Annotated in this window: 23 protein-coding genes; 21 read left to right on the forward strand and 2 right to left on the reverse strand. The window is 48.3% G+C overall.

Annotated elements, in window-relative coordinates:
* Positions 1-139 precede the first annotated feature (139 nt).
* The 3 genes from HP401_RS17455 to HP401_RS17465 are packed head-to-tail and all read left to right on the forward strand — an operon-like array spanning position 140 to position 3,929.
* Positions 140-556 (forward strand): MerR family transcriptional regulator, encoded by a 417-nt coding sequence (locus HP401_RS17455; RefSeq protein WP_172140805.1) that lies wholly within the window; start codon positions 140-142, stop codon positions 554-556.
* Positions 553-2,124, forward strand: a complete 1,572-nt coding sequence (locus HP401_RS17460; RefSeq protein ID WP_173605909.1) for a class I adenylate-forming enzyme family protein — start codon at positions 553-555, stop codon at positions 2,122-2,124. Before HP401_RS17455 ends, HP401_RS17460 begins: the two co-directional genes overlap by 4 nt.
* Positions 2,121-3,929 carry an acyl-CoA dehydrogenase family protein gene (locus HP401_RS17465; RefSeq protein WP_173605910.1) on the forward strand — a complete coding sequence of 603 codons (1,809 nt, stop codon included), beginning with the start codon at positions 2,121-2,123 and terminating at the stop codon, positions 3,927-3,929. The genes HP401_RS17460 and HP401_RS17465 overlap by 4 nt, the downstream gene beginning before the upstream one ends.
* Positions 3,930-3,984: 55 nt before the next feature.
* On the opposite strand, the gene HP401_RS17470 is transcribed toward HP401_RS17465, so the two are convergent.
* Positions 3,985-4,551 carry a YqaA family protein gene (locus HP401_RS17470; protein WP_016739068.1) on the reverse strand — a complete coding sequence of 189 codons (567 nt, stop codon included), beginning with the start codon at positions 4,549-4,551 and terminating at the stop codon, positions 3,985-3,987.
* A 242-nt stretch (positions 4,552-4,793) separates the two neighbouring features.
* On the opposite strand from HP401_RS17470, the gene HP401_RS17475 reads away from it, so the two are divergent.
* From HP401_RS17475 to HP401_RS17520, 10 genes are all read left to right on the forward strand, one after another.
* Positions 4,794-5,018 carry a hypothetical protein gene (locus HP401_RS17475; protein WP_173605911.1) on the forward strand — a complete coding sequence of 75 codons (225 nt, stop codon included), beginning with the start codon at positions 4,794-4,796 and terminating at the stop codon, positions 5,016-5,018.
* A 146-nt stretch (positions 5,019-5,164) separates the two neighbouring features.
* On the forward strand, positions 5,165-6,271 hold the full coding sequence (gene mqnC, locus HP401_RS17480; protein ID WP_173605912.1) for a cyclic dehypoxanthinyl futalosine synthase: 1,107 nt from the start codon (positions 5,165-5,167) through the stop codon (positions 6,269-6,271).
* A gap of 185 nt (positions 6,272-6,456) precedes the next feature.
* Positions 6,457-7,377 carry a putative sporulation protein YtxC gene (gene ytxC, locus HP401_RS17485; protein WP_173605913.1) on the forward strand — a complete coding sequence of 307 codons (921 nt, stop codon included), beginning with the start codon at positions 6,457-6,459 and terminating at the stop codon, positions 7,375-7,377.
* Positions 7,378-7,698: 321 nt separating this feature from the next.
* Positions 7,699-9,612 (forward strand): threonine--tRNA ligase, encoded by a 1,914-nt coding sequence (gene thrS / locus HP401_RS17490; RefSeq protein WP_012685330.1) that lies wholly within the window; start codon positions 7,699-7,701, stop codon positions 9,610-9,612.
* Positions 9,613-9,760: 148 nt separating this feature from the next.
* Positions 9,761-11,815, forward strand: a complete 2,055-nt coding sequence (locus HP401_RS17495) for a methyl-accepting chemotaxis protein (RefSeq protein WP_173605914.1) — start codon at positions 9,761-9,763, stop codon at positions 11,813-11,815.
* Positions 11,816-12,021: 206 nt separating this feature from the next.
* The gene (moaA, locus tag HP401_RS17500; protein WP_173605915.1) at positions 12,022-13,041 is read left to right on the forward strand and encodes a GTP 3',8-cyclase MoaA; all 1,020 of its coding nucleotides are present in this window, start codon (positions 12,022-12,024) and stop codon (positions 13,039-13,041) included.
* A 266-nt stretch (positions 13,042-13,307) separates the two neighbouring features.
* The gene (gene infC, locus HP401_RS17505) at positions 13,308-13,814 is read left to right on the forward strand and encodes a translation initiation factor IF-3 (protein WP_041749807.1); all 507 of its coding nucleotides are present in this window, start codon (positions 13,308-13,310) and stop codon (positions 13,812-13,814) included.
* Between the two features lie 30 nt (positions 13,815-13,844).
* The gene (gene rpmI / locus HP401_RS17510; protein ID WP_012685334.1) at positions 13,845-14,042 is read left to right on the forward strand and encodes a 50S ribosomal protein L35; all 198 of its coding nucleotides are present in this window, start codon (positions 13,845-13,847) and stop codon (positions 14,040-14,042) included.
* A 91-nt stretch (positions 14,043-14,133) separates the two neighbouring features.
* The gene (gene rplT, locus HP401_RS17515) at positions 14,134-14,493 is read left to right on the forward strand and encodes a 50S ribosomal protein L20 (protein WP_007728568.1); all 360 of its coding nucleotides are present in this window, start codon (positions 14,134-14,136) and stop codon (positions 14,491-14,493) included.
* A 158-nt stretch (positions 14,494-14,651) separates the two neighbouring features.
* Positions 14,652-15,017: a hypothetical protein gene (locus tag HP401_RS17520; protein WP_041749316.1), complete on the forward strand. Its 366-nt coding sequence runs from the start codon at positions 14,652-14,654 to the stop codon at positions 15,015-15,017.
* Between the two features lie 64 nt (positions 15,018-15,081).
* Here HP401_RS17520 and HP401_RS17525 read toward each other — a convergent pair whose 3' ends face one another.
* A complete protein-coding gene (locus HP401_RS17525; RefSeq protein WP_173605916.1) occupies positions 15,082-15,768 on the reverse strand; it encodes a helix-turn-helix transcriptional regulator in 687 nt (228 codons plus the stop codon).
* 213 nt (positions 15,769-15,981) lie between these two features.
* On the opposite strand from HP401_RS17525, the gene HP401_RS17530 reads away from it, so the two are divergent.
* The 8 genes from HP401_RS17530 to ilvC all read left to right on the forward strand — a co-directional run bounded on the left by HP401_RS17530 (position 15,982) and on the right by ilvC (position 23,748).
* Positions 15,982-16,875: a R2-like ligand-binding oxidase gene (locus tag HP401_RS17530; RefSeq protein ID WP_256435376.1), complete on the forward strand. Its 894-nt coding sequence runs from the start codon at positions 15,982-15,984 to the stop codon at positions 16,873-16,875.
* A 176-nt stretch (positions 16,876-17,051) separates the two neighbouring features.
* Positions 17,052-17,306 carry a hypothetical protein gene (locus HP401_RS17535; RefSeq protein WP_173605917.1) on the forward strand — a complete coding sequence of 85 codons (255 nt, stop codon included), beginning with the start codon at positions 17,052-17,054 and terminating at the stop codon, positions 17,304-17,306.
* A 159-nt stretch (positions 17,307-17,465) separates the two neighbouring features.
* Positions 17,466-17,699 carry a hypothetical protein gene (locus HP401_RS17540; protein ID WP_016739055.1) on the forward strand — a complete coding sequence of 78 codons (234 nt, stop codon included), beginning with the start codon at positions 17,466-17,468 and terminating at the stop codon, positions 17,697-17,699.
* Positions 17,700-17,937: 238 nt separating this feature from the next.
* On the forward strand, positions 17,938-18,639 hold the full coding sequence (locus HP401_RS17545; protein WP_064200986.1) for a phosphoadenylyl-sulfate reductase: 702 nt from the start codon (positions 17,938-17,940) through the stop codon (positions 18,637-18,639).
* The gene (sat, locus tag HP401_RS17550; protein WP_173605918.1) at positions 18,621-19,760 is read left to right on the forward strand and encodes a sulfate adenylyltransferase; all 1,140 of its coding nucleotides are present in this window, start codon (positions 18,621-18,623) and stop codon (positions 19,758-19,760) included. The genes HP401_RS17545 and sat overlap by 19 nt, the downstream gene beginning before the upstream one ends.
* 664 nt (positions 19,761-20,424) lie before the next feature.
* Positions 20,425-22,161, forward strand: coding sequence for a biosynthetic-type acetolactate synthase large subunit (gene ilvB, locus HP401_RS17555; RefSeq protein ID WP_173605919.1), 1,737 nt, complete (start codon positions 20,425-20,427; stop codon positions 22,159-22,161).
* Between the two features lies 1 nt (position 22,162).
* Positions 22,163-22,669, forward strand: coding sequence for an acetolactate synthase small subunit (gene ilvN, locus HP401_RS17560; protein ID WP_016739051.1), 507 nt, complete (start codon positions 22,163-22,165; stop codon positions 22,667-22,669).
* 56 nt (positions 22,670-22,725) lie between these two features.
* Positions 22,726-23,748: a ketol-acid reductoisomerase gene (gene ilvC, locus HP401_RS17565; RefSeq protein WP_012685345.1), complete on the forward strand. Its 1,023-nt coding sequence runs from the start codon at positions 22,726-22,728 to the stop codon at positions 23,746-23,748.
* Positions 23,749-23,755: the final 7 nt, after the last annotated feature.

Below are 23,755 nucleotides of genomic sequence, written 5' to 3' on the forward strand. Positions count from 1 at the left end.
TAACAATATATGGGCGAATAATAGATTGGTGATTGGCCCGATAAATTTTTCATCAAGTTGACGTTTACGTAAACGGCAGTTACAATCGTTTTGTTCGGTGAATTCTGAATTTTATAAATGTAAGTAAGGGGCGCTGGACATGAACAGAGAAGGAATACAGAAGGAAGAATCGTGGACCATCTCTGATCTTGCTCAACAATTAGATGTCAGCACCAGAACGATTCGGTACTACGAGGAGCTAGGCTTGATTTTCCCCAGTCGGACAGAGAAGGGCAGCAGGCACTATAACCGTAAGGATCGTGCCAGGCTGCGACTCATTCTACGAGGGAAACGCTTCGGATTTTCGTTGGATCAGATTCGCGAGATGATTAAGCTGTTCGACGAGGATCGTACAGGTCGGGCGCAGCTTTTGCGAACGATTGAGTACGGCAACCAAAAGCTGGCTGAGATCGACGAGAAAATCATGGAACTCCGACAACTGAGAGAAGACATTCTCGTCTACAAGCAAAACTTTGAACAAAAATTGCTTGAAGAAAATGAGGAGGAGAAACGATGAACGTATCAGCTCTGCTCGCAGCAAACGGAAGGAAATACCCTGACAAGCCCGCTCTGGTTGCAGGAGATGTAGAGGTCAGCTATTCCCAGTGGGATACACGCTCTACGCAGTGGGCTTTCTATTTGCGGGAGCTTGGCATCGAGCAAGGGGATCGGATCGTCATGCTGATGCCCAATTGTCCGGAGTTTGCCATTTTTTACGTCGCCGTCATTCGCACTGGTGCACTCGTCGTGCCGATCAACGCACGCTCAACTCAAGAAGAAGTACGACATATATGTGAACATGCCGGAGCAAAGGCACTTCTTGTTCACGATGCTCTTGTGCCGATCGTGAATGAGTTGGTCCTTCAAACGCCGCAGCTTGTGGCAATCAAAACAGGAACGAGCCAAGGGAATTGGCAGGGCATTGCTGAGTGGGATGCTAATGAAGTGTCTTTTGATGAAATGAATGCGCTTTCTCTACAGCCCTATTTGGTGAACATGAACGAAGATAGCGAGATCAGTATCCTCTATACATCTGGAACGACTGGGCGCCCTAAAGGGGTGCTTTATACACATAGAAGCTTATTGACTGTCGCGAAAATGATGTCGATTGAACTGACGATGACACATCGTTCTCGAATTTTACATTTGATGCCGCTGAGTCATTCGGCTCCACTCCATCTCTTTTTCATTGCAGGGCTCATGCTTGGCGCCACTCAGGTAATGGCTCTGACCTTCTCGCCACAGCTTCTTTTGGACCTGGTGCAGCAGCATCGGATTACGCATTTCTTCGGAGCGCCTGTGGCGTATTTGCTGACGATGAAGCATCCCGAGTTTGCTTCGTACGATTTGTCTTCCATCGAATATTGGATGTATGGCGGGGCTCCTTTGTCCAAAGAGATGGCTGCGCTCATGGAAGAAGCTTATGGACGCGATAAACTGGCGTGCGTCTACGGCTTGACAGAGGCAGGGCCGACCGGAATGTGTCTTTTGCACCGAGAACATCCAGATAAAATCGGTAGTATAGGCAATCGAGGTGTATTGTTCGTCGAAATGGAGGTCGTAGACGAGCGAGGAGAGCGATGCGCCAGTGGCGAAGTGGGCGAAATTCGCTTACGTGGGGAAGGGACAATGAAAGGATACTACAACAATCCAGAGGCTACAGCAGAATCGATACGAGATGGCTGGGTGTATACGGGCGATATTGCACGGGTAGATGAGGATGGATTTCTGTGGATGATTGATCGCAAAAAAGACGTGATGATCACGGGTGGGGTTAACGTTTACCCCAAGGAAATCGAGCAGTTGTTGGAGCGTCATCCGTTGATTGGCGAGGTAGCGGTTGTAGGTTTGCCACATGTGGAGTGGGGCGAGACGGTGACGGCCTATGTGGTGCTAAAATCAGGAGTCGATAACAATCGAGATTGGCTAGAGGAAATCCAAAGCTTTTTGCGCGGCCATCTCGCGGATTACAAGCTCCCGCGACAGGTCCATATTGTCCCTGCGCTGCCGCGGAATACGAGTGGAAAAGTCTTGAAGCATGTATTGCGTGTTGTCAGTTCCCAGAAGGAAGTGGAGCTTCGATGAGTGATTTGCAAACGAGCATCGATCAGCGAACTTACAGTGACAACATCCCGCACCCGCGTATGCCACAGGGGGAAAACTTTTTCAAAGCAGATCCCAATCTCAATTACTTGCTGGAACGTTATCTCCCTGCTTCCATGCATGAATGGGCCAAACAGCAGTTGAGCTGGTTAGGTGCGCAAGTGGCAGGACCCATTGATGAGCGTGCCGCTTATACAGACAGGGAAGGCAAGCCGAGATTACGCAAGTACAATCGGCTAGGCGAGGATATTTCCGAGATTATTACCAATGAAGGCTACAAGGAAACAGTAGCAGAGGTTTACGGAGCAGGCATCGTCAGCTATTTGTATCAAGACATCCCTGAGTTGGGGAGAAAAGCGCCGTACAGCTATTCCTTTTTCATGGGCTATCTCGTGAGCCAGTCTGAGCCGGGCTTTTATTGCCCTGTCACCTTGTCGATGTCAGCCGCTTATTTACTTGATCGTTACGGCAGCAAAGAACAGAAGGAGCAGTACCTGACAGGACTGACCTCTCGTGACCGCACTCGCTTGTATGAAGGGGCTACTTGGCTGACCGAGAGACAGGGCGGGTCGGATGTCGGTGCGAATTTGACCGTTGCAGAGCCAGTAGCAGGTCGGCCCGGAGTGTACCGATTGACAGGAGAAAAGTTTTTTGCGAGCAATGCCGGAGCATTTGTTGCGACTGTTTTGGCAAGAATCGATGAGGAGAAACCGGGAACAAAAGGGCTCGGACTGTTTTTGGTGCCTTGGGTAAAGCCTGACAACGAACGCAATCACATCCAGGTCCGCCGCTTGAAAGAAAAGCTGGGCGTCAACGCCGTACCATCTGCGGAGATACTGTTGAACGGGGCAGAGGGTTATTTGATCGGGGAGCCACAGAACGGCTTCAAATACATGGCAGAAGCCCTGAACCTCTCGCGCATTTGCAACGCGATTGCTTCGATTGGGATTATGCGTCGAGCTTTTTACGAAGCGAGGTATTATGCCGAGCAACGCCGTGCATTCGGGAAGCCAATTGATCAGTACCCGATGGTAAAAGAAATGCTGGTGAGCCTCTTATTGGATACAGAGGTCAGCACGGGTGCGGTGTTTGATATGATTGCTGTCTATGATCGCTTGCAGTCTCATTCCGCGAGCAAAGAGGATAACGCGCTTGCTCGCCTACTGATTCCTTTGCTGAAATACCGTACAGGGGAAGAAGCTGTCAAATCAACCCATACCGCGATTGAAATTCATGGCGGTAACGGCTATATCGAGGAATACGTGACGCCGCGCCTGTTGCGTGACGCGCAAGTTTTGACCGTATGGGAAGGCACCTCGAATATACTGGCACTCGATATTTTGCGTGTGATGCAAAAAGAAAACAGCCACGAAGTGTTTAGCAGAATGCTTCGGGAGCGCATAGCTGGCTGGAAGCATGCCTTTTCACAGCCGTACGCCGAGCTGATTCGAACAGAACTGGCCATCCTGGAGGAAAATATCGCCTATCTCATGCAACAGATCCACGATTATGTAACGTACAAATTAAAAACGCTCGCAGACCATATGGTAGATTTGTACACTTTATCATGCATCGTCAGTGAAGCAGAGGATCAGGTGACACGTGAGGGAAATGCGCGCAAATACATTTTGGCAAAGCTGTATGCCGAAAAGCATTTCCCTTCACGAGAAAAGCGGGGGATTCAAGTTGATCCTTTGCTGGATGTTCAGTTCTTTACCCAACTGGTGGAGTATGAGTTTGTCAGCGTAGAAGAATGGGCCCAACAGTCCGCTATTGTTCCGACCTGATAATCAAAAAGCGCCTTTTGTCCACTTGGTGAGGTGGCAAAGGCGCTTTTGATTTTTACGCGTACCGCTTGCGGCGCATGCTCCAAATAAACCAGGTCGCAGCAACCACTGCTGCTACCGCCAGCAGCGTGATCTCGAAGTATTCATCGATCAGAACCTTTGCGTGATTTCCATATAAATAAAACAAGGTGCCAATCAAGAAAAACTTCAATCCCCGCCCGATGATCGCATAAAACATGAGCTTGGTCAGCGAGTAATTGAATACGCCAGAGAGCACAGTGAAAACCTTGAAAGGAATGGGGGTAAAAGCTCCGATTAGGACGGCAGCATCCCCGTTTTTTGCGAATTTTTCCGTCGCTACGATAACCCATTTTTCAGGGAGAATCTTGTGCAAAAGTGGTTTTCCCAGCCATCTCCCCAACAAAAATCCGATGGGAGCGCCGAGGACGGAAGCAGTAAAGGCTACTGTCGCAAACTGAATCGCTGAGCCTGGATCGAGCAGACTCATCGCAATTTGCATAAAAAACGGAGGAATTGGACTGATAAATGAGTCCAAAAATGCCATGGCCGCGAGTCCCCACATCCCATATTGCATGAATAGCTGTGTGATATGTTCGAGCATGAGCATCTCCTTACGGGGTTTTTTCTATTGTAGCCATCTTATGCCACTTTGTCCAAAGAAAGACCACAACGGAAGTGAGGTGACGTGAGGAAAAACGAGGAAATAGGCCGATTGGCCCAGCTATCACATTCCAAAATCTCTAGGTCGAATATTGGTAATGAAGTCCTTGCTTTTTCATTGACGCTAGGAAAGATTATCCACTAAAATGTAGGGAAACAGGACAAACATCATGGGAGGAACCAATGAAAACATTGGGTTCGGGAAAAGTCGTTTTCTATGCACCAAACGGGACTAACTTGCAAGTATCAGGGGAAATTGACGTACGTGGTGATCGGGTATCCATAACAGAAATCATCTATTTTAATGGACAACCAAACGGAGCGCGCGAAACGAATTTGCCATTAGCGCAAACCGTGATTTACTGGGAGCCAGAAGTGTACGAACAGATTGGATATGAAGAAGAATAAGAATCATTGCGATTCCAAGCCCTGTCTCTTGCAGGGTTTTTTCGCGTATGGTAGTGTATCTGCCAGCACCTCGGGCTATAGCCGATGTCCCGGTATTGTGTTATGATGTGGGATGGAATTTACGTATGGTACAAGGAGTGATCCTTATGATCGATTCTATATTGGAACGTGCTCTCGCAGGTGAACGCCTGGGTCTCGAAGACGGTCTGGCTTTGTTTGCGAGCAATGAAATCGAAAAGATCGGACATTACGCCAATCTGGTTATGCAGAAGCATCATCCAGATCCGATTGCGACCTTTGTTATTAGTCGCAACGTCAATTACACGAACGTATGTGACACGTATTGCCGTTTTTGTGCCTTTTATCGTCCCCCAGGCTCTTCTGAAGGATACGTTCTTCCCAGAGAGACTATTTTCGAAAAGATTCAGGAGACCGTTGATGTAGGCGGTACAGAAATCTTGATGCAAGGCGGCACCAATCCTGATCTAAAGCTGGATTATTACACTGACCTCTTGCGTGCGATCAAAGAGCGCTTCCCGCAGATTACGATGCACTCTCTGTCTGTAGCGGAAGTGATGAAAATCGCGGAAGTTTCCAACATGTCTGTCGAGGAAGTGCTGAAAGAGCTGAAGGCAGCAGGTCTCGATTCCTTGCCGGGAGCGGGTGGCGAAATCCTCGATGATCGTACACGTCGGAAGATTTCCCGTTTGAAGGGTTCGTGGACTGAGTGGATTGATACCCAAAAAGCCGCACACCGTGCAGGCTTGCCTGGTACAGCTACCATGGTCATTGGTTTTGGGGAAGAGATGGAGGAGCGCGTACTTTCTCTGTTGCGCATCCGCGATGCACAAGATGAGACAGGCGGATTCAAAGCGTTCATCGTCTGGACCTTCCAACCGGACAACACCAACATGAAGGCTGTCAACAATACGCCGGAGGAATACTTAAAAACACTGGCAATCAGTCGCCTCATGCTGGATAATATCGAAAACTTCCAATCTTCTTGGGTGACAATGGGCCCGCATTACGGTCAGCTTTCTCTCTCTTATGGAGCGAATGATTTCGGCCAAACGATGATGGAAGAAAACGTTGTTTCCGCAGCAGCATGTACGTACAAGGTCAACACGAACCAAATTTTGGAGCTGATTCGTGGCGCAGGCAAAATTCCTGCACAGCGCAACACACAATATGACATCCTGCGCGTTTTCAAAGACGGCGAGATGGCAGAACGTGATTTTGTCATGCAAAACTAAAAACCAATAAATCCAAAAACGCTTCTCTGTCCCCTAACAAAGGGAAACTGGCAGAGAAGCGTTTTTTGGTATTTTAATCAGGAACTTTTTACCTGCAACCTTCCCTGAGTTTCCAACCGTTTAAAAGTATATCGCTCCTGACGGGACATATACTGTAACTACAATGGCGGGTTGGGGGGATGGTTATGCAGACGTTTCGCGTATTGCTGGAGAATGTCCCTGAGCATTGTGACACATATCGGGCTATCGTAAATGAGATGACGGAGCGGGTCAACACTGCACCGGTGCGCATTACATACAGGGAGCAAGAAGAGAATGGATACCTCTTGTTCTACTTTCAAAGCTGGTGTGAGAGTGAGTATGACGCGCAGACCATCGATTGGGCAAGAGCCTTCGTTGCTCTTACATTAGCCGAATGGGTCATTCAGGTGAAGGAACCGAAAATCATGGAAGAAATGGCCGCAGACTTACTCGCTGCCGAACAGATGGAAACCGAGTGGGCGGAAATTTTTCCTTATATTCAACGCATGTGCCAAGAAGTCGAGCTGGATGGCGGGGAACTGTTAACGGCTACGACACGCAAGGCAAACGTATATCGCAATGTCTTCTCCTATCTGGAGTGGGAGAGAACGATCAACGTATTGGGCTTCATCCGCTTTCGACTGCAGGAGCATTGGAACGAGCTGTTCGAACTCGTGGAAACGGGCATTGACGAATATCTGGAAGACAAGCAATACCAAGAGTTTGTCGAACTGCTGCGCTATTTCATTGCTGTACAGGAAACCAAGCAGGAAATCGTTCATGTCGTTCCTAGTGTGGACAAACCTTTCCATCTTTATGATAAAAAAGGGGATCGTCTTTGGCTTGAACAGTTGGATACTGTTCTGAACATGGACGAACAAAAATGCCGAGACGAGGATTATTTGGTCAGTGCTTTGGTTACACTGGCTCCTGAGAGTATCGTACTCCATATGGCTTCGGAAAAGCCTGGGCTTGTACAGACGATCCGTAGTATTTTTGACGGTCGGCTCATTACTTGCCACTCTTGTTCCCTTTGTCTATCCGAGCGACGTGTACTTGACGGGAATAATCCCTCTAAACTATAATAGCAACAACAACTTTACATCGCTTATAAATACGATGAGAAGGACACGGACAATAGTAAGGACGCTCTAGAGAGGCGGGCCACAGGCTGGAAGCTCGCTGCGAACTGTTATTGATCTACCACCTTCGAGTAGCTGCCGGGAACGAAGCGTAGGCTTTTACTATCGGTATGCCGGTTAGATACCGTTACATGGAATGAGGAGTCTGTTTTTGTACGCAGACTTGAAGTAGGGTGGTAACACGAGAACACACTCGTCCCTTTTTGGGGATGGGTGTTTTTTTATTTTCTCAACTAAAACAGATACAGGAAGGAAGAATCCACAGTGGCACAAATTCATGTTACTTTCCCAGATGGAGCCGTTCGTCAATACGACGCTGGGATTACTATCGAAGACATCGCAGGCTCCATTAGCTCTAGCCTGAAGAAAAAGGCAGTAGCTGGTAAAAAAGACGGCAAGGTTGTTGATCTGTACACAGAACTCACAGATGACGCAGCGATTGAAATCGTTACCCTCGATTCTGCCGACGGGTTGGAAGTATACCGCCACAGTACAGCTCACTTGCTCGCCCAAGCGGTAAAACGTATTTACGGCGCTGAAGTGAAATTCGGAATCGGTCCTGTGATCGAAGATGGCTTCTACTACGACATGGATATTCCGGTTTCCCTTTCCCCAGAGGATTTGGGCAAAATCGAAGCGGAAATGGAAAAAATCGTGAAGGAAGACCTGCCGATTCGCCGCAAAGTCGTAAGCCGCGAAGAAGCAACTGCGATTTTCCAAGAACTGAACGATCACCTGAAGCTGGAGCTGATTCGCGACCTGCCAGAGGATGCGACTATCACGCTGTATGAGCAAGGCGAATTTTTCGACCTCTGTCGTGGACCGCACTTGCCGTCCACTGGTTTCATCAAAGCATTCAAGCTGATGAGCGTGGCAGGTGCATACTGGCGCGGAAAAGCAGAAAACCAAGTTCTGCAACGCGTGTACGGTACAGCTTGGCCGAAAAAAGCAGACATGGATGAATATCTGCACTTCATCGAAGAAGCGAAAAAGCGTGATCACCGCAAATTGGGTAAAGAACTGGGCCTGTTCATGTTCTCCGAGGAAGCACCAGGCATGCCGTTCTACCTGCCAAAAGGTTTCACTGTTCGCAACGAGCTGGAGCAATTCTCCCGCCGTCTGCAACAATTGGCACAATACACAGAAGTGCGCTCACCGTTTCTCATGAACGAGCGTCTCTGGAAAGAATCCGGTCACTGGGATCACTACAAAGAGAATATGTACTTCTCAGAAGTAGACAACGCGACTTACGCCTTGAAGCCAATGAACTGCCCAGGTCACATGCTGATCTATAAAAACGAGATGCATTCGTACCGTGACCTGCCGATCCGTTACTCTGAGTTCGGGCAAGTTCACCGTCATGAGTACTCCGGGGCGTTGAATGGAATGCTGCGGGTGCGTACCTTCTGCCAGGATGACGCGCACGTGTTTGTCCGTCCTGATCAGATCGCGAGCGAAATCAAAGGCATGATCACTTTGATTGACAGCATCTACAAGGTATTTGGCTTCGAATACAGTGTGGCTCTGTCCACTCGTCCAGAAGATTCCATGGGCTCTGATGAGCTGTGGGAAGCAGCAGAAAGCTCTCTGAAAACAGTGTTGGAAGAGCTGGGTATGGCCTATGAGATCAAAGACGGAGACGGTGCGTTCTACGGACCGAAGATCGACTTCCAAATTACCGACGCGCTGAAACGCCGTCACCAATGTGGAACGATCCAACTGGACTTCCAAATGCCTGAGAAATTTGACCTGACTTATGTTGGTCAAGACAACGAGAAGCACCGTCCAGTTGTTTTGCACCGTGCGATGTACGGCTCCATGGAGCGCTTCATCGGTATCCTGATCGAGCACTACGCAGGTGCATTCCCGATTTGGCTGACACCAATCCAAGCGCGCATCATGAACATCAGTGAAGTGCACATGCCATATGCAGAACAAGTAAGAGAAAAACTGCAACAAGCCGGCATTCGCGTAGAGCTGGATGGCCGCAATGAGAAAATCGGCTACAAAATCCGTGAAGCACAAGTTGAAAAAATCCCGTACATGCTGGTCATCGGTGAAAAAGAGGTGGCTGACGGTACACTGTCCGTCCGTAAACGCGGAGTGGGCGATGAAGGCGCGATGACAGTGGATGCGTTTGTAGAGAAAATCCGCGCTGAAATCAATGAAATGAAGTAAAAGCGTTTAGAAGTAGAGCCGCCCTGAAGTTTCGGGCGGCTTTTTTTCAGTAAACGTTTACTTGATACGTTTACTTGGAAAAAAGAACGGGAAAAGGATGTAGAGTAAGTATTCTTATCGACATCAAGAAGAACAGCGGGGGATTCGCATGCGGGTAAGCATCAAGCAAAGACTGATAGCAGCATTTCTTGCCATTATTTTAATCCCGATTGGGGTGATTAGCTCATTTGTATACGTCAGTATGGAGGAGCGAATCCAGTCTTATTTTATTGAATCCTCGACAAAAGAAGTGGCTCAAGTAGACAACGCGATTAACTTGTATTTCGACTCGATTCGTGAAAACGTCAACCTGATAGCAAGCAGTCCCTTACTAAAGAGTGCAGATAACACCATCACGACGTATATGGACAAACCAACCAAAACTAAGCATACCCCCCTGCAAAATGGCGGGGTAGAGGCCGCTATTTTTCAAGATTTCCTGCGATTTGTCGATTCTCATCAGAATACTGCCTTTATTTATTTAGCGACAAAATACGGAGGATACATACAGTGGCCGACAGATGATGTCATCGCGAATTACGATCCGCGTACAAGGGATTGGTACAAAAAACCAATGGAGAATCCCGGAAAAGTGATCACAACAGATCCTTATCTCTATTTGGGCGATAACAGTATCGTGATCAGTAACGTGACGACGTTAAAGGATGACAAGGGTGAACCATTGGGCGTTGTTGGACTGGATGTGAATTTAAAAGGGCTAACCGATATTTTGAAAGAAATTAAGATTGGGAAAACGGGTTATCTCATGCTAGTGGGCAAAGACGGAACGATTTTAGCTGATCCCAAGAACCCCGAGCTCAATTCGAAAAACCTGAAAGATACGCAAATTCCTGAATTGGCCGCTATTGCAGAGAATACCCCCAGCAGCTTTGCGGTAACAATGAACGATACCGAGTATTTGGCGAACGTCTTTACTTCCAACAAAACCGGTTGGAAATATATTTCGTTTATCGAAAAAGCTGAGCTCTCTGCTGAAGCCAATCAAATCGGGTTCACTATCGGGGCATTAAGTATTTTGTTTGCTTTACTAGCGGCTGTGGCTTCTGTTCTTTTCGCGCATAAATTTACCAAGCCATTGCTTGCCATCGTTGACCAGATTGCACAGATCGGTCGTGGTGACTTTACAGCGGAATTGCCCAAAAACCTTTTGGATAGAAAAGACGAAATCGGCATGCTTGGTCATAGCATTCAGGTGATGCAAGTATCCATCCAAGGACTCATTCGGGAAGTCCAAAAAGCGGTGAACACCCTCTCTACTTCGTCAGACAACATATCGGTTCGCATGGCGGACAATGTAGATACTGCGAACAAAATATCTACCACGATACAGGAAGTAGCGAGCGGGGCGCAAAATCAGCTCCGAGGTACAGAAGAATCCGCAAGAGCGATGGAAGAAATGTCGATCGGCATCCAACGCGTGGCGGAGACAACCTCCATTATCTCGGAATCATCTACAAGTACGGCGGATGAAGCGCAGCTAGGAAACCAGTCCATCCAAAAGGCTATCCAGCAAATGGACTCCATCCGTGGCTCTGTGGAACATTCCGTATCCGTCGTCAAGCAATTGGGTGAGCGTTCCAAAGAAATTGTGCAAATCATTGACGTGATAACAGGAATTGCCTCTCAAACGAATCTGCTTGCTCTCAACGCAGCCATTGAAGCTGCTCGTGCGGGAGAGCATGGACGAGGTTTTGCTGTCGTAGCAGATGAAGTGAGAAAGCTCGCAGAACAATCTGATGAGTCTGCTCGGCAAATCGCCAACCTGATTCAGGAGATCCAAACAGATACGAACATGGCGGTCAACTCGATGGATTCCGTCAATCAAGATGTTCAGGTTGGATTGTCTACTGTACTGGAGTCAGGAGAAGCCTTCCAACGCATCTTGCAAGAAATTCAACAGATAACCGATCAAATTCAAGAGGTATCTGCTGTCTCTGAACAGATGTCCGCTGGATCGGAACAAGTAGCAGCATCTGTGGACGAGACTGCCCAAATCGCAAGGGTTTCAGCGCACAATGCTGAAAATCTGGCGGCTTCCTCCAAAGGTCAGTTGGCCACAATGGAAGAGTTTGCCGTTTCATTTGAATCATTGAACCAGATGGCTCGCGAACTGGAAAGAATGATTCGCAAATTTAAGATATAAAAATGCATAGCTGGAAGAGTACGAATGTCAGGAGGAATTCGTACTCTTTTTTTGCAAAGCGAACCCATTTATGCCACAATGTGCTGTTTGCGTTTGAAAATTTGGCGATTTCGATTTAAGATAATAGACTGGAACGAAGTCGAAATACGGTATGATGAAGATGAAGGGGAAAAGTCGTCCTATAGATAAAAGGAGAGTGAACAGCTATGCCAGATAAAGTGCTTGATTTACGGAACCGTCCTCTCCGAGATTTACGAATATCTGTCACCGATAAATGTAATTTTCGTTGCCGTTATTGCATGCCTGCCGATATTTTTGGACCGGATTTTGAGTTTTTGCCGCAAAGCAAGTTGCTGACCTTTGAGGAAATTACCCGTTTGACCCAGATCTTTACTTCGCTTGGAGTCGGGAAAATCCGCATTACCGGCGGAGAGCCATTAATGCGCCGAAATTTGCCTGAATTGATTCGAATGATACGTGAAGTAGAAGGCGTTCAAGATATTGCGATGACGACCAACGGCTCTCTCTTGTCGCGCCATGCGCAAGCACTAAAAGAAGCAGGTCTGGATCGGGTCACGGTCAGCCTGGATAGCTTGGATAATGAGCGCTTTGGGATGTTGAATGGAAGAGGCTATCAGGTCGATGCTGTGCTGGATGGGATTCGTGTTGCAGCAGATGCCGGGCTTTCGATCAAGATCAACATGGTGGTACAGCGCGGAGTCAATGATCAAGATATTTTGCCGATGGCACGGTACTTCCGTGAGCAAGGGCACACCCTTCGATTCATTGAATTCATGGATGTGGGAAACAGTAACGGCTGGCGGCTGGATCAAGTCGTACCTTCCCGTGAAATTGTGCGTATGATCCATGAAGAGATGCCATTGGTAGCGACTGAAGCGAACTACTATGGAGAGGTGGCTTCTCGCTATCGATATGAGGGATCGAACCAGGAAATCGGATTGATCTCATCGGTGACCCAAGCTTTTTGCTCCACTTGTACGCGGGCTCGCCTGTCGGCAGAAGGGAAATTGTACAATTGTCTCTTCGCTTCATCCGGAGATGATTTGCGCGAACCAGTCCGCGATGGACGCACGGATGAAGAGATTCGCGAGCTGATACGTGCGATCTGGGAGCGGCGTGACGTGCGCTACTCGGAGGAACGACTAAGTGAAACGCCTGGTCTCGACAAGCGTGAAAAGGTCGAAATGTCCCATATCGGGGGATAATTAGGTATTAGCCTTGACAAAACCCAAGCTACCTTGTAATATAAATTGCGTGTATAAACAACACTTCATACTTCGAGAACAAGCAGAGGCGCCCAGCTTCTCACCTGGGTCGACGTCGTATACGACTGTTGACAGGTAACTCTTACGCAAGGATCCTCGGATCCGATGAAATTGCTTAGGTGAGATATGTGCGGGCGCAGAATGCGTTCGCACATTTTTGTTCCTTCTCGAAATTGACGGGGGTGGCAAGTATTAGCAAGGATCAAATGTTAATTAACGAAGCGATCCGTGCCCGTGAAGTCCGTTTAATCGGTGCTGACGGGAGCCAATTGGGAGTCGTACCTTTTAGGGAAGCATTGCGCATTGCCCAGGAAGCTGAATTGGATCTGGTAAACGTTGCTCCTACAGCCAAGCCGCCTGTATGCCGTATCATGGACTATGGAAAGTTCAAATACGAGCAGGCGAAAAAGGAAAAAGAAGCGCGTAAAAACCAGAAGATCATCGAGCTGAAAGAAGTGCGTTTTTCTTCTAACATTGAGGAACACGATTTTCAAACAAAGCTTCGCAACGTCCGCAAGTTCTTGGAGGATCAACACAAGGTGAAGTGTACGATCCGTTTCCGTGGACGTGAAATCACCCACTCCGAAATTGGACTAGGCGTTATGGAACGTGTAGCTGCCCAGTGTGAAGATCTCGCTGCGCCTGAGCGCAAGCCGAAGATCGAGGGCCGCAGCATGATCATGATTCTGGCTCCGAAAGCGGAAAAGCAGTAAGATAGTAGTTTAGACAGGAGGATTTTTCAGATGCCTAAAATGAAAACCAACAAGGCCGCTGCGAAACGTTTCAAAAAGACTGGAAGCGGCCAATTGAAGCGCGACCGTGCGTTTGGTAGCCACTTGTTCGCTAACAAATCGACGAAAGCTAAGCGCCACCTGCGCAAAGCTGCACTCGTTTCCAAAGGCGATCAAAAACGTATTGAGCAAATGCTCACTTACCTGTAAGTTTTTCTTTATTACACACCATTACGCAGCATGAGCTCCCTAAGCGCCTAGCAGTAGGCCGCCATGCTGGAAAGACCAGGAGGAGTTTAGTATGCCAAGAGTAAAAGGTGGCATTGTTACACGCCGTCGTCATAAGAAAATCCTGAAGCTGGCGAAAGGATACTTCGGTTCCAAACATCGCCTGTTTAAATCCGCAAATGCGCAGGTAATGAAATCCCTGCTGTATGCATACCGTGACCGTCGTCAAAAGAAACGTGATTTCCGCAAACTGTGGATCACTCGTATTAACGCACAAGCTCGCATGAACGGTCTGTCCTACAGCCGTTTGATGCACGGCCTGAAAGTTGCTGGCATCGAAGTTAACCGCAAAATGCTGGCTGACTTGGCTGTTAACGACAAAGCTGCGTTCAACGAACTGGCAACAGTTGCAAAAAGCAAACTGAACGCTTAATTTTTGAATAGAAGAGCCGATCTTCCCGATTGAGGGCAAGGTTGGCTTTTTTGTTGTGGTCTGGAGCGCAAAATCAAACGAATAGCATCCTACACCTGTCCACACGCTATCAATCTCCTTGTCATATCTTATAGCAAAGATAGAAGGAGGTGAGTGGCATGGCAGAATTACGAGTAAGCCTATGGGCAGGTCGAAACTTTGAAGCTCGTCGTATTCGTTTTCGTAGACGTGGGGTAGCAGTTAGACAGTGTCAGGCTCTTGAATTCAATGACGTACTGTCGAGTTTTCGATTACGAGCAGGGAATAATGGACGAGTGACACTCGTTCTGTTTTCAGGAACCGCTTATCAAGGCGATTTTCGTGTCTTTCGGGGCAATCGAGATATTGCCAACCTCGGTAATTTTGGCTTCAATAATCGTACCTCGTCGTTCATTTTTGTGGGACGCAATCTGACTACTTCTCAAATCAGGGAGATTCAACGGACGAGAACAGCACCGAGAAACGTGGTAGAAATCAGAACGTAGAAAGAGAAGTTTGAGTCAAAGAAAAAACAACCGAGCTCACTTTCGGTTGTTTTTCTATTTCTATTCAACAAATGATTCGCTGGCGAATAGCGTCTGCCACACCTTGTGCGCGATTTTGTACACCGAGCTTTTTTAAGGCGGACTTGATGTAATCCTGTACGGTAAACTCACTAATTCCCATCCAGCTCGCCATCTCCTTAACGCTTTCGCCCCATGACATCCGCTGCATGACTTCGACTTCTCTGCGTGAGAGCTTGACGGTTTTAGGGCGAAGGGAGTCGGTTGCCAATACTTTGCCCAGCATCGAACAGTATGCGCTCAAAGATTGTACCAATGGATGGTTGATGCCAGAACAGCCATCCTGATGCCAGGAAATACCGGCGTAGCCGAGTACATTAGGCCCATAGCTGATCGGGAGAATGAGCGCATAAGGGGCGCCGTACACTAAATGGGGCGGTAACTCACGAATCGCCTCAGAATCTAGTAGTACGGCTCTCTGTTCACTGATCGCCTGCTGGATAAGGGGCATATTGCGCAAGTCCACCCGGATATTTCGGATGGAGCATAACTCTTGGTCAAGGATCGACCATAGTCCCTCACCCGTTTGACTGAGCGTGGAGTAATTGCACAGAATGGCTCCCGTAAAAGGAAAGAGATCCACGAAACCACGTACAGCAAGCACTAGTTTCTCCTCGTAATATGCCGTTTCTTCGATTCGATCGATGTACATGTTCAGCTCTGGACTGACCATGGAGTGATTGCCACCTCCATTTGAGTGATAAACACCCCCTGATTTTTGGGGATATGAACGATCGTTCAGCCTGACCTATAATCAACCTACAGCGCCTTCATTTTATCAAATCGCAGATCGGAGCGTAAAGAATAGAATTGGTATAAATTAACAATCTTACAACTTCTTTCATTCATTCGAAATAGAAGGCGTATCAGAAAAAAGAAAGGTTGGATGGGGATGAGGAATGGTTTTGTTTCGATCAGCCAAAAAGGATTCGATCAGGAGCTACTGCCATACCAGTTGTATCAAAAAGCGAAGAGATACGGCATTTGGAACCCGCAGGACATTGATTTTACACAAGACCGCGAAGATTACGCGAATATGAATCCAGAGCAGAAGGAAGAAACCTTGGGACGGATTGCTGGTTTTCTTGGTGGGGAAGAGGCTGTCACCCTCGATCTTTTGCCTTTGATCATGGTCATTGCAGAGGAAGGGCGCCTGGAGGAAGAAATGTTTTTGACGACCTTCCTCTTTGAAGAGGCCAAGCATACGGAGTTTTTCCGGTTGGTCCTCGACAACATCGGCGAGTCAGGAGACTTGCATCATTTTCACGATGATGTGTACAAGCGAATTTTCCATGAGATCCTACCGAACGCACTCCATCGTCTATTGACGGATAAATCCCCTGAGGCCATCGCAGAAGCTTCTACTGTCTACAACATGTTTGTGGAGGGCGTGCTCGCAGAGACAGGCTATTATGCGTTTTACGAAGCACTCAGCAAAACGGGGCTCATGCCTGGTCTCATGCAAGGAATTGGGTATTTGAAGACAGACGAATCGCGGCACATCAGCTATGGAACATTCCTGCTACAGCGATTGATCTGTGAGCATCCGCATATTTACGATGTCATTGCCAAAAAGATGGATGAGTTAGCTCCGATGGCAACTCATCTGTACGACTGGATGGATGACCCACAAGGGGTGAGTGCATTCGGAGTGAAGATCACTGATTTGAAGCAGTTTGCGAAAAAGCAACTGAGTGTGCGCATGGAGGTACTTGCCCGAGCAAAAGGACAGACGATTGAAGAGCTGTATAAGCATACAAGGACAACGATTGATGTGTAAGCAAAAATGCGATCGAACATATTCGAGTCGTTGTTTACAGAACTAGGCTATGGTCCTAAAGCGGAATCCGCCTAAGGTCTGAGTAAAAAACAACCTCCCGTCCGTGTTAGACAGCCTGGCTAATCCCTTACAATAAAGCCATAAGAGGAAAACATTGGATAGGGAGAGAGATCAAAATGAGAAAACAAAAGTGGATGATGTTAGGAATTACAGCAGTTGTTTGTTCGGCGATGGTCGTGCCAGGGGCGTTTGCCAAAGAGAAAGATGACGCATATTCCGTGACGAATACTTTCTTCGCCCCTGCTCCGAACACGACGGCACCAGTAGTCCAGAAAACAGATACCGTAACAGATACGCAAACAGCAGGTACGCAAACAGCAGGAAGTGCATTTATTTTCGCTCCAAATGTAAACGAAAAAGAAAAAAACTAATGGGTTAAAGCATCCGAACAGGATGCTTTTTCTTTTGGAAAAAACGAATCCATCTCAAGTCTGAGAAAAAAACAATCTTTCGTCCGTGTCGAGCAGACTCCCTACTGCCATACAATAAAAAGCGTTACAGGAAAACATTGGATAGGGAGAGAGACATAGATGAGAAAACCAAAATGGATGATGATGGGTGTAACAGCAGTTGTCTGTTCAGCATTGCTCGTGCCAGGAGCGTTTGCAAAAGATAAGGATGATTCTTACACGGTGCTACCTTCCTTGGTAACCCCTGGTTCTTACGCCGTACCAACGGTTCAAAAAACCGAGGTCAAAAACACGCAACAAACCGGAGCCTCTTTTATTTTCGCCCCTACCGTAAACGAAAAAGAGGAGAAATAAAGCAGAAGAAAGCTGTCAGACCCTGTCTGGCGGCTTTTTTTCTGTGAAAAGCGTCCTCTCTCATCGGGGGATCGAAACATCTCGACGTTTTTCATAAAAGAGGATGCGACCGCTTGCATTCGATCAAACGATCATGACCGTTTGGTTTGGGCGAGTTGGATATAGGTGGACGATGCGCCACTTCCAGTCACTAGGCATATGATGGTGGGTGAATCCTAGCAAGAGAGGAGTTTCGCTGATGAGCAATCGCCAGAAAATGGCGGATGAGGAATTACAGGAATGGGCAAGCAGACTGGAGACTCAAGCGCCCCAAGACGTGCTTGTGAACGCCGTGGAAAACTATGCAGCGAGTCTGATCCTAGCTGCCAGCTTTGGCGCTGAAGATGTCGTTTTAATCGACATGCTGCACAAATTGGCTCCCACGATTCCTGTATTTTACCTTGATACCAACATTCATTTTGCTGAAACGTACGATACGCGTGACAAGCTGCAAGTCAGGTACGGCACGACATTTATTCAAGTGCAGCCACAGGTGACGTTAGCCGAGCAGGCAGAAACACACGGTGACAAACTGTGGGAGCGAGAACCGAATCTTTGCTGCGAGATTCGAAAGGTAGAGCCATTAAAGCGCGTCCTGTCCAACTATCAGGCGTGGATTACAGGCATTCGGCGCGAGCAATCACCTACTCGAGCGAATACCAAAAAAGTGGAGTGGGACGAAAAATTCAACCTGGTCAAATTCAATCCGCTAGCAGATTGGACGGAGGCCCAGGTGTGGGAATATATCCATGCACATGATGTCCCTTACAATCCATTGCACGACCGGAACTATCCAAGCATTGGCTGCCGAGTATGCACGCGCGCTGTCCTGCCTGGCCAAGATTCTCGGTCGGGACGGTGGGCTGGCTTCGAAAAGACCGAATGCGGTCTGCACAAATGAACAGCGCAGGAGGGAAAGGTGTGAAGCAAGCGATTTTGCCGCACGGGATCAAAAAAGCCATTATCGTGGACAAATGGACCCTGTCGGACATCGAATGTCTTGCCATCGGAGCATTTTCGCCTTTGACTGGTTTCATGGAAGAGGCGGATTACCACACTGTCGTGGAAACGATGCGTCTAGCCAATGGAGCGATTTGGCCGTTGCCGGTGACATTGGCTGTCGATGCAGATGAGCACGACGATCTTGTGCCTGGCGACAGCATTCTGTTACGTGGGGAAGATGGAGTGGACTATGCGATTTTGCAGGTGAAAAGCTGCTTTGTGCCAGATAAAATGCGTGAGGCAGCGCTCGTTTTTCGCACGGTGGATCTCGCTCACCCCGGTGTGAAAAAGCTGTTTGAAAAGCCAAACCTATACGTGGGTGGGCCTGTAGAAATCCTGCAAAAGCCACAGCCTGAGCGCTTCTCTGATTTTTATTTGACGCCGGCAGAAACCAGAAAAAGATTTCGAGAAAATGGCTGGAAAACGGTGGTTGGTTTCCAAACGCGCAATCCTGTTCACCGGGCACATGAGTATATTCAAAAAGCCGCATTGGAGATTGTCGATGGCCTTTTTCTCAACCCATTGATGGGGGAAACGAAATCAGACGATGTTCCTGCACAAGTACGAATGAAAAGCTATCTCGCCCTTCTGGAAAATTACTATCCACACAACCGTGTACTGCTCGGTGCTTTTCCGGCTGCTATGCGATATGCAGGTCCGCGTGAGGCGGTGTTCCACGCATTGGTACGAAAAAATTACGGTTGTACACACTTTATCGTCGGCCGTGATCACGCAGGGGTAGGCGATTACTACGGCACGTATGATGCGCAGCACATCTTTTCCGAGTTTGCTCCTAGCGAGCTCGGTATCCAGCTACTCTTTTTTGAGCACAGCTTTTACTGCAACGCCTGCCAAGGGATGGCGACGACCAAGACGTGCCCACATGACAGAGATTCTCATATGACCTTATCGGGAACAAAAGTGAGGGAAATGTTGAGAAACGGGATGACGCCACCTCCGGAATTTACACGTCCGGAAGTCGCAACAATTTTGATTGAGGGATTGAAATCTCCGCAATAAAACGGAACCGGAAAAGCAGGAGAGGGACGGCAAAGCCGTTCTTTTTCCGTTGCAAAAACTGGACAAGTGTGGTGAAAAACGTCTCGGCGTTTTTCATAAAAGTATACGCGACCGCTTGCGGTCAACAAAACGGTTTTGACCGTTTGTTGTATCCGCTTTCACGCAAAAACCGCGCTATAAAGCCATTTCCAACTGAGCATTCGTTCGGACGAAAGTCTAGTAAAATCTTTTTGTTTTCGTTGACACCCCCTAGGTGCCTAGCTATAATCAGACGTAACACTTTATTCTGACAACAACAATATTGAAAATATTTTTTAAATAGCAGGCTATGACGAGGACGGTGCGCGTTTCCCCTTTTACAGAGAGCCCTGATGCTGAGAAACGGGTATAGGGTACGTCGCATTGCTCACCTCCGAGCCGTTTTGCTGAAACTTGCTTTGCAGGTAGTAGGCCAAACCGCTTAACACCCGTTAACGTGTTACAGTCCACATTAGTTGTGACTGGCTGAGATCGGCTGACCGTGAGGCGCCGATAAAGTTGGGTGGTACCGCGAACCCTTTCGCCCCAAAAGACATGGAAATCGAACCGTGTCGGGGCGAAAGGGTTTTTCTATGTGTCTATAGTTATTTTCAATACCTGTTGGAATTGGGAGGAGGAGAGAGCAATGAGTGTTGAAATGGCCGAATTGCAGAAAAAGAACGGCATTCCACCGATTCAGTTCGGGGAAGAGGTGTCAGGAGCAGAAACACTGCTTCGCTGTTTGATCCTGGAGGAGGTCGAATACATTTTCGGCTATCCAGGCGGGGCGGTTCTCCCCATTTATGACTCCCTGTACGGGAGCTACTTCAAGCACATTTTGACTCGCCACGAGCAAGGCGCTATCCACGCTGCTGACGGATATGCCCGAGCGACTGGCAAACCGGGTGTATGTATCGCCACTTCTGGTCCGGGAGCAACGAACCTTGTAACAGGGATTGCAACTGCTCAGATGGACTCGGTTCCGCTAGTCTGCATCACGGGTAACGTAGCACAGTCACTGATTGGTACCGATGCGTTCCAAGAGGCGAATATTACGGGAATTACTATCCCGATTACGAAGCACAGCTACTTTGTCCGCGATATTCGCGATCTCCCGCGGATTGTAAAGGAAGCGTTCCACATTGCGACAACTGGACGCCCTGGCCCAGTATTGATCGACATTCCAAAAGACGTCGCCAATGAGAAGGCACCATTTACCTATCCGGATAAAGTGGAAATTCGCGGCTACCGCTCTTCACTCGTACCAAGCGACGAAGAAGTACAAGAGTTTGTCAAAGCCGTTAGCGAAGCGAAGCGTCCAGTCATTTTGGCGGGCGGGGGAATCATTGCAGCTCAAGCAGAGAAAGAATTGCGCGACTTTGCTGAAAAAACACGCATCCCGGTGATCAACACCTTCATGGGATTGGGCGGTTTCCCTGGAACACACGAGTTATCGTTGGCAATGCCGGGGATGCACGGCAATTACACAGCGAACCAAGCGCTCTTGAATGCGGATTGTGTGATTGGTCTGGGAGCACGCTTTGATGACCGGATCACGATGGGTCGCACGAAGGAGTTCGCACCAAAAGCTCGCATTGTACACGTCGACATCGATCCAGCAGAGCTGGGGAAAAACGTAGACACAGCGATAACAGTAGCAGGCGACGTGAAGAGTACGCTGGCAAAAGCAATTCCGCTCGCAAAAGCTTGTGATTCAGAAGCTTGGATCAGTCAGTTGAAAGAGTGGAAAGAACAATATCCGTACAAGTACAAAAAAGATGGCGACGTATTGAAGCCACAAGCAGTGATTGAACTCTTGTACAACTCCACAGATGGGGAAGCGATCGTCACAACAGACGTTGGACAACACCAGATGTGGACAGCTCAATACTATAAGTTCAAGCACCCGCGCTCCTTTATCTCTTCCGGTGGTCTCGGCACGATGGGCTTCGGCTTTCCGGCAGCAATTGGCGCACAGATCGCTCACCCAGATCGCACGGTAATCTCCGTCGTAGGGGATGGCGGATTCCAGATGACCAACCAGGAGCTGGCAATCGTCTCCCAGTACAACATTCCGGTCAAAGTAGCGATTGTGAACAACCAGTGCTTGGGAATGGTTCGTCAATGGCAGGAGCTCTTCTACGATAATCGCTACAGCCAAATCGATCTGACATGCAGCCCGGATTTTGTCAAACTGGCCGAAGCATATGGCGTTAAAGGCTTGCGAGCACACACGCCAGAGGAAGCCGAAGCAGTTTGGGCAGAGGCACTTGCGCATGATGGACCAGTCGTGGTGGACTTCCGAGTTGCACAGGAAGAAAACGTATATCCGATGGTTGCATCAGGCAACACACTAGATCAGATGGAATTGGGGGACGATTAGGATGCAGCAACATACCATTTCCGTACTCGTCAACGACCAACCAGGCGTTTTGACTAGAGTGGCGACACTGTTCGGCCAACGCGGCTTCAACATCGACAGCATTACGGTGGGAGGCACGGAAGAACAGGGGCTGTCCCGGATGATCATTTCAACCGGGGGAGATGACCGCCAAATCAATCAGCTCATGAAGCAATTGCACAAGCTGATCGATGTCATCTCAGTCACGAATCTCAGCGAGAACCCTTTTGTTTCACGGGAACTGGCACTGATAAAAGTGACGGCATCGCCCAGTCAGCTGGCAGAGTTAAACGGAATTGTCGAGCCGTTCCGTGCCGCGATCGTCGATGTGGGTCCTAGCTCACTGATCGTGCAAGTAACGGGTGACACCGAAAAGATTGATGCGCTGCTCGTACTATTACAAAGCTACGGCGTTATTGAATTGACAAGAACAGGTTCAGTAGCGATGGCGCGCAGTATTGTTCCAGCAACAGCCGCAGCAACGGTTTAAATTAAAAAATTTCAGAATAGAAATTCAAACTAAACATTTTTAGGGAGGCTATACAAATGGTAAAAATGTATTATGAAGCGGACGTAAAACAAGAGGTACTGCGTGGAAAAACAATCGCAATCATCGGTTACGGTAGCCAAGGTCATGCACAAGCACAAAACCTGCGCGACAGCGGTTATAAAGTAGTGGTGGGTCTTCGTCCAGGTAAATCTTGGGATGTTGCAGCGAAAGACGGTTTTGAAGTTTTGACTGTAGCAGAAGCAACCAAACGCGCTGACGTAGTACAAATCCTGATGCCAGATGAGCGTCAAGCACAAGTATACCGCGACGAGATCGCTCCAAACCTGAAATCCGGCGCTGCACTTTGCTTCTCACACGGATTCAACATCCACTACGCGCAAATCGTGCCACCAGCTGATGTAGACGTAATCATGGCAGCTCCAAAAAGCCCGGGTCACCTTGTTCGTCGCGTATACCAAGAAGGCTTCGGTGTACCTGGTTTGATCGCAATTTACCAAGATGCAACTGGCAACGCGAAAGATCTGGCACTCGCATACTCCAGCGGTATCGGTTGCACAAAAGCTGGCGTAATCGAAACTTCTTTCCGTGAAGAGACAGAAACAGACCTGTTCGGTGAGCAAGCAGTATTGTGCGGTGGCGCAAGCGAGCTGGTAAAAGCAGGCTTCGATACATTGGTGGAAGCAGGTTATGCTCCTGAGATCGCCTACTTCGAGTGCTTGCATGAGCTGAAGCTGATCGTTGACCTGATGTACGAGGGTGGCTTGGCTCGTATGCGCTACTCCATCAGTGACACGGCTGAGTACGGTGACTACAGCACAGGTCGTCGTATCATCACAGATGAGACTCGCAAAGAAATGAAAAAAGTACTGGCAGAAATCCAAGATGGTACATTTGCTCGCAATTGGATCTTGGAAAACCAAGCAAACCGTCCTGGCTTCACTTCCCGTCGCCGTCTGGAATCCGAACATGGTATCGAGGTAGTAGGGGAGCAGCTGCGTGGCATGATGTCTTGGATCAACAAAGATACGAAAAAAGAAGAAGTGAAAATCGGACAATAAATAGGTG

It is taken from the genome of Brevibacillus sp. HB2.2, assembly GCF_013284275.1.
GTDB lineage: Bacteria > Bacillota > Bacilli > Brevibacillales > Brevibacillaceae > Brevibacillus > Brevibacillus brevis_D.

What these genes read in the sequence shown, in the direction of transcription:
- HP401_RS17455 (WP_172140805.1), top strand. Translation starts at nt 140, where the DNA reads ATGAACAGAGAAGGAATACAGAAGGAAGAATCGTGGACCATCTCTGAT.
- HP401_RS17460 (WP_173605909.1), top strand. Translation starts at nt 553, where the DNA reads ATGAACGTATCAGCTCTGCTCGCAGCAAACGGAAGGAAATACCCTGAC.
- HP401_RS17465 (WP_173605910.1), top strand. Translation starts at nt 2,121, where the DNA reads ATGAGTGATTTGCAAACGAGCATCGATCAGCGAACTTACAGTGACAAC.
- HP401_RS17470 (WP_016739068.1), bottom strand. Translation starts at nt 4,551, where the DNA reads ATGCTCGAACATATCACACAGCTATTCATGCAATATGGGATGTGGGGA.
- HP401_RS17475 (WP_173605911.1), top strand. Translation starts at nt 4,794, where the DNA reads ATGAAAACATTGGGTTCGGGAAAAGTCGTTTTCTATGCACCAAACGGG.
- mqnC (WP_173605912.1), top strand. Translation starts at nt 5,165, where the DNA reads ATGATCGATTCTATATTGGAACGTGCTCTCGCAGGTGAACGCCTGGGT.
- ytxC (WP_173605913.1), top strand. Translation starts at nt 6,457, where the DNA reads ATGCAGACGTTTCGCGTATTGCTGGAGAATGTCCCTGAGCATTGTGAC.
- HP401_RS17495 (WP_173605914.1), top strand. Translation starts at nt 9,761, where the DNA reads ATGCGGGTAAGCATCAAGCAAAGACTGATAGCAGCATTTCTTGCCATT.
- moaA (WP_173605915.1), top strand. Translation starts at nt 12,022, where the DNA reads ATGCCAGATAAAGTGCTTGATTTACGGAACCGTCCTCTCCGAGATTTA.
- infC (WP_041749807.1), top strand. Translation starts at nt 13,308, where the DNA reads ATGTTAATTAACGAAGCGATCCGTGCCCGTGAAGTCCGTTTAATCGGT.
- rpmI (WP_012685334.1), top strand. Translation starts at nt 13,845, where the DNA reads ATGCCTAAAATGAAAACCAACAAGGCCGCTGCGAAACGTTTCAAAAAG.
- rplT (WP_007728568.1), top strand. Translation starts at nt 14,134, where the DNA reads ATGCCAAGAGTAAAAGGTGGCATTGTTACACGCCGTCGTCATAAGAAA.
- HP401_RS17520 (WP_041749316.1), top strand. Translation starts at nt 14,652, where the DNA reads ATGGCAGAATTACGAGTAAGCCTATGGGCAGGTCGAAACTTTGAAGCT.
- HP401_RS17525 (WP_173605916.1), bottom strand. Translation starts at nt 15,768, where the DNA reads ATGGTCAGTCCAGAGCTGAACATGTACATCGATCGAATCGAAGAAACG.
- HP401_RS17530 (WP_256435376.1), top strand. Translation starts at nt 15,982, where the DNA reads ATGGGGATGAGGAATGGTTTTGTTTCGATCAGCCAAAAAGGATTCGAT.
- HP401_RS17535 (WP_173605917.1), top strand. Translation starts at nt 17,052, where the DNA reads ATGAGAAAACAAAAGTGGATGATGTTAGGAATTACAGCAGTTGTTTGT.
- HP401_RS17540 (WP_016739055.1), top strand. Translation starts at nt 17,466, where the DNA reads ATGAGAAAACCAAAATGGATGATGATGGGTGTAACAGCAGTTGTCTGT.
- HP401_RS17545 (WP_064200986.1), top strand. Translation starts at nt 17,938, where the DNA reads ATGAGCAATCGCCAGAAAATGGCGGATGAGGAATTACAGGAATGGGCA.
- sat (WP_173605918.1), top strand. Translation starts at nt 18,621, where the DNA reads ATGCGGTCTGCACAAATGAACAGCGCAGGAGGGAAAGGTGTGAAGCAA.
- ilvB (WP_173605919.1), top strand. Translation starts at nt 20,425, where the DNA reads ATGAGTGTTGAAATGGCCGAATTGCAGAAAAAGAACGGCATTCCACCG.
- ilvN (WP_016739051.1), top strand. Translation starts at nt 22,163, where the DNA reads ATGCAGCAACATACCATTTCCGTACTCGTCAACGACCAACCAGGCGTT.
- ilvC (WP_012685345.1), top strand. Translation starts at nt 22,726, where the DNA reads ATGGTAAAAATGTATTATGAAGCGGACGTAAAACAAGAGGTACTGCGT.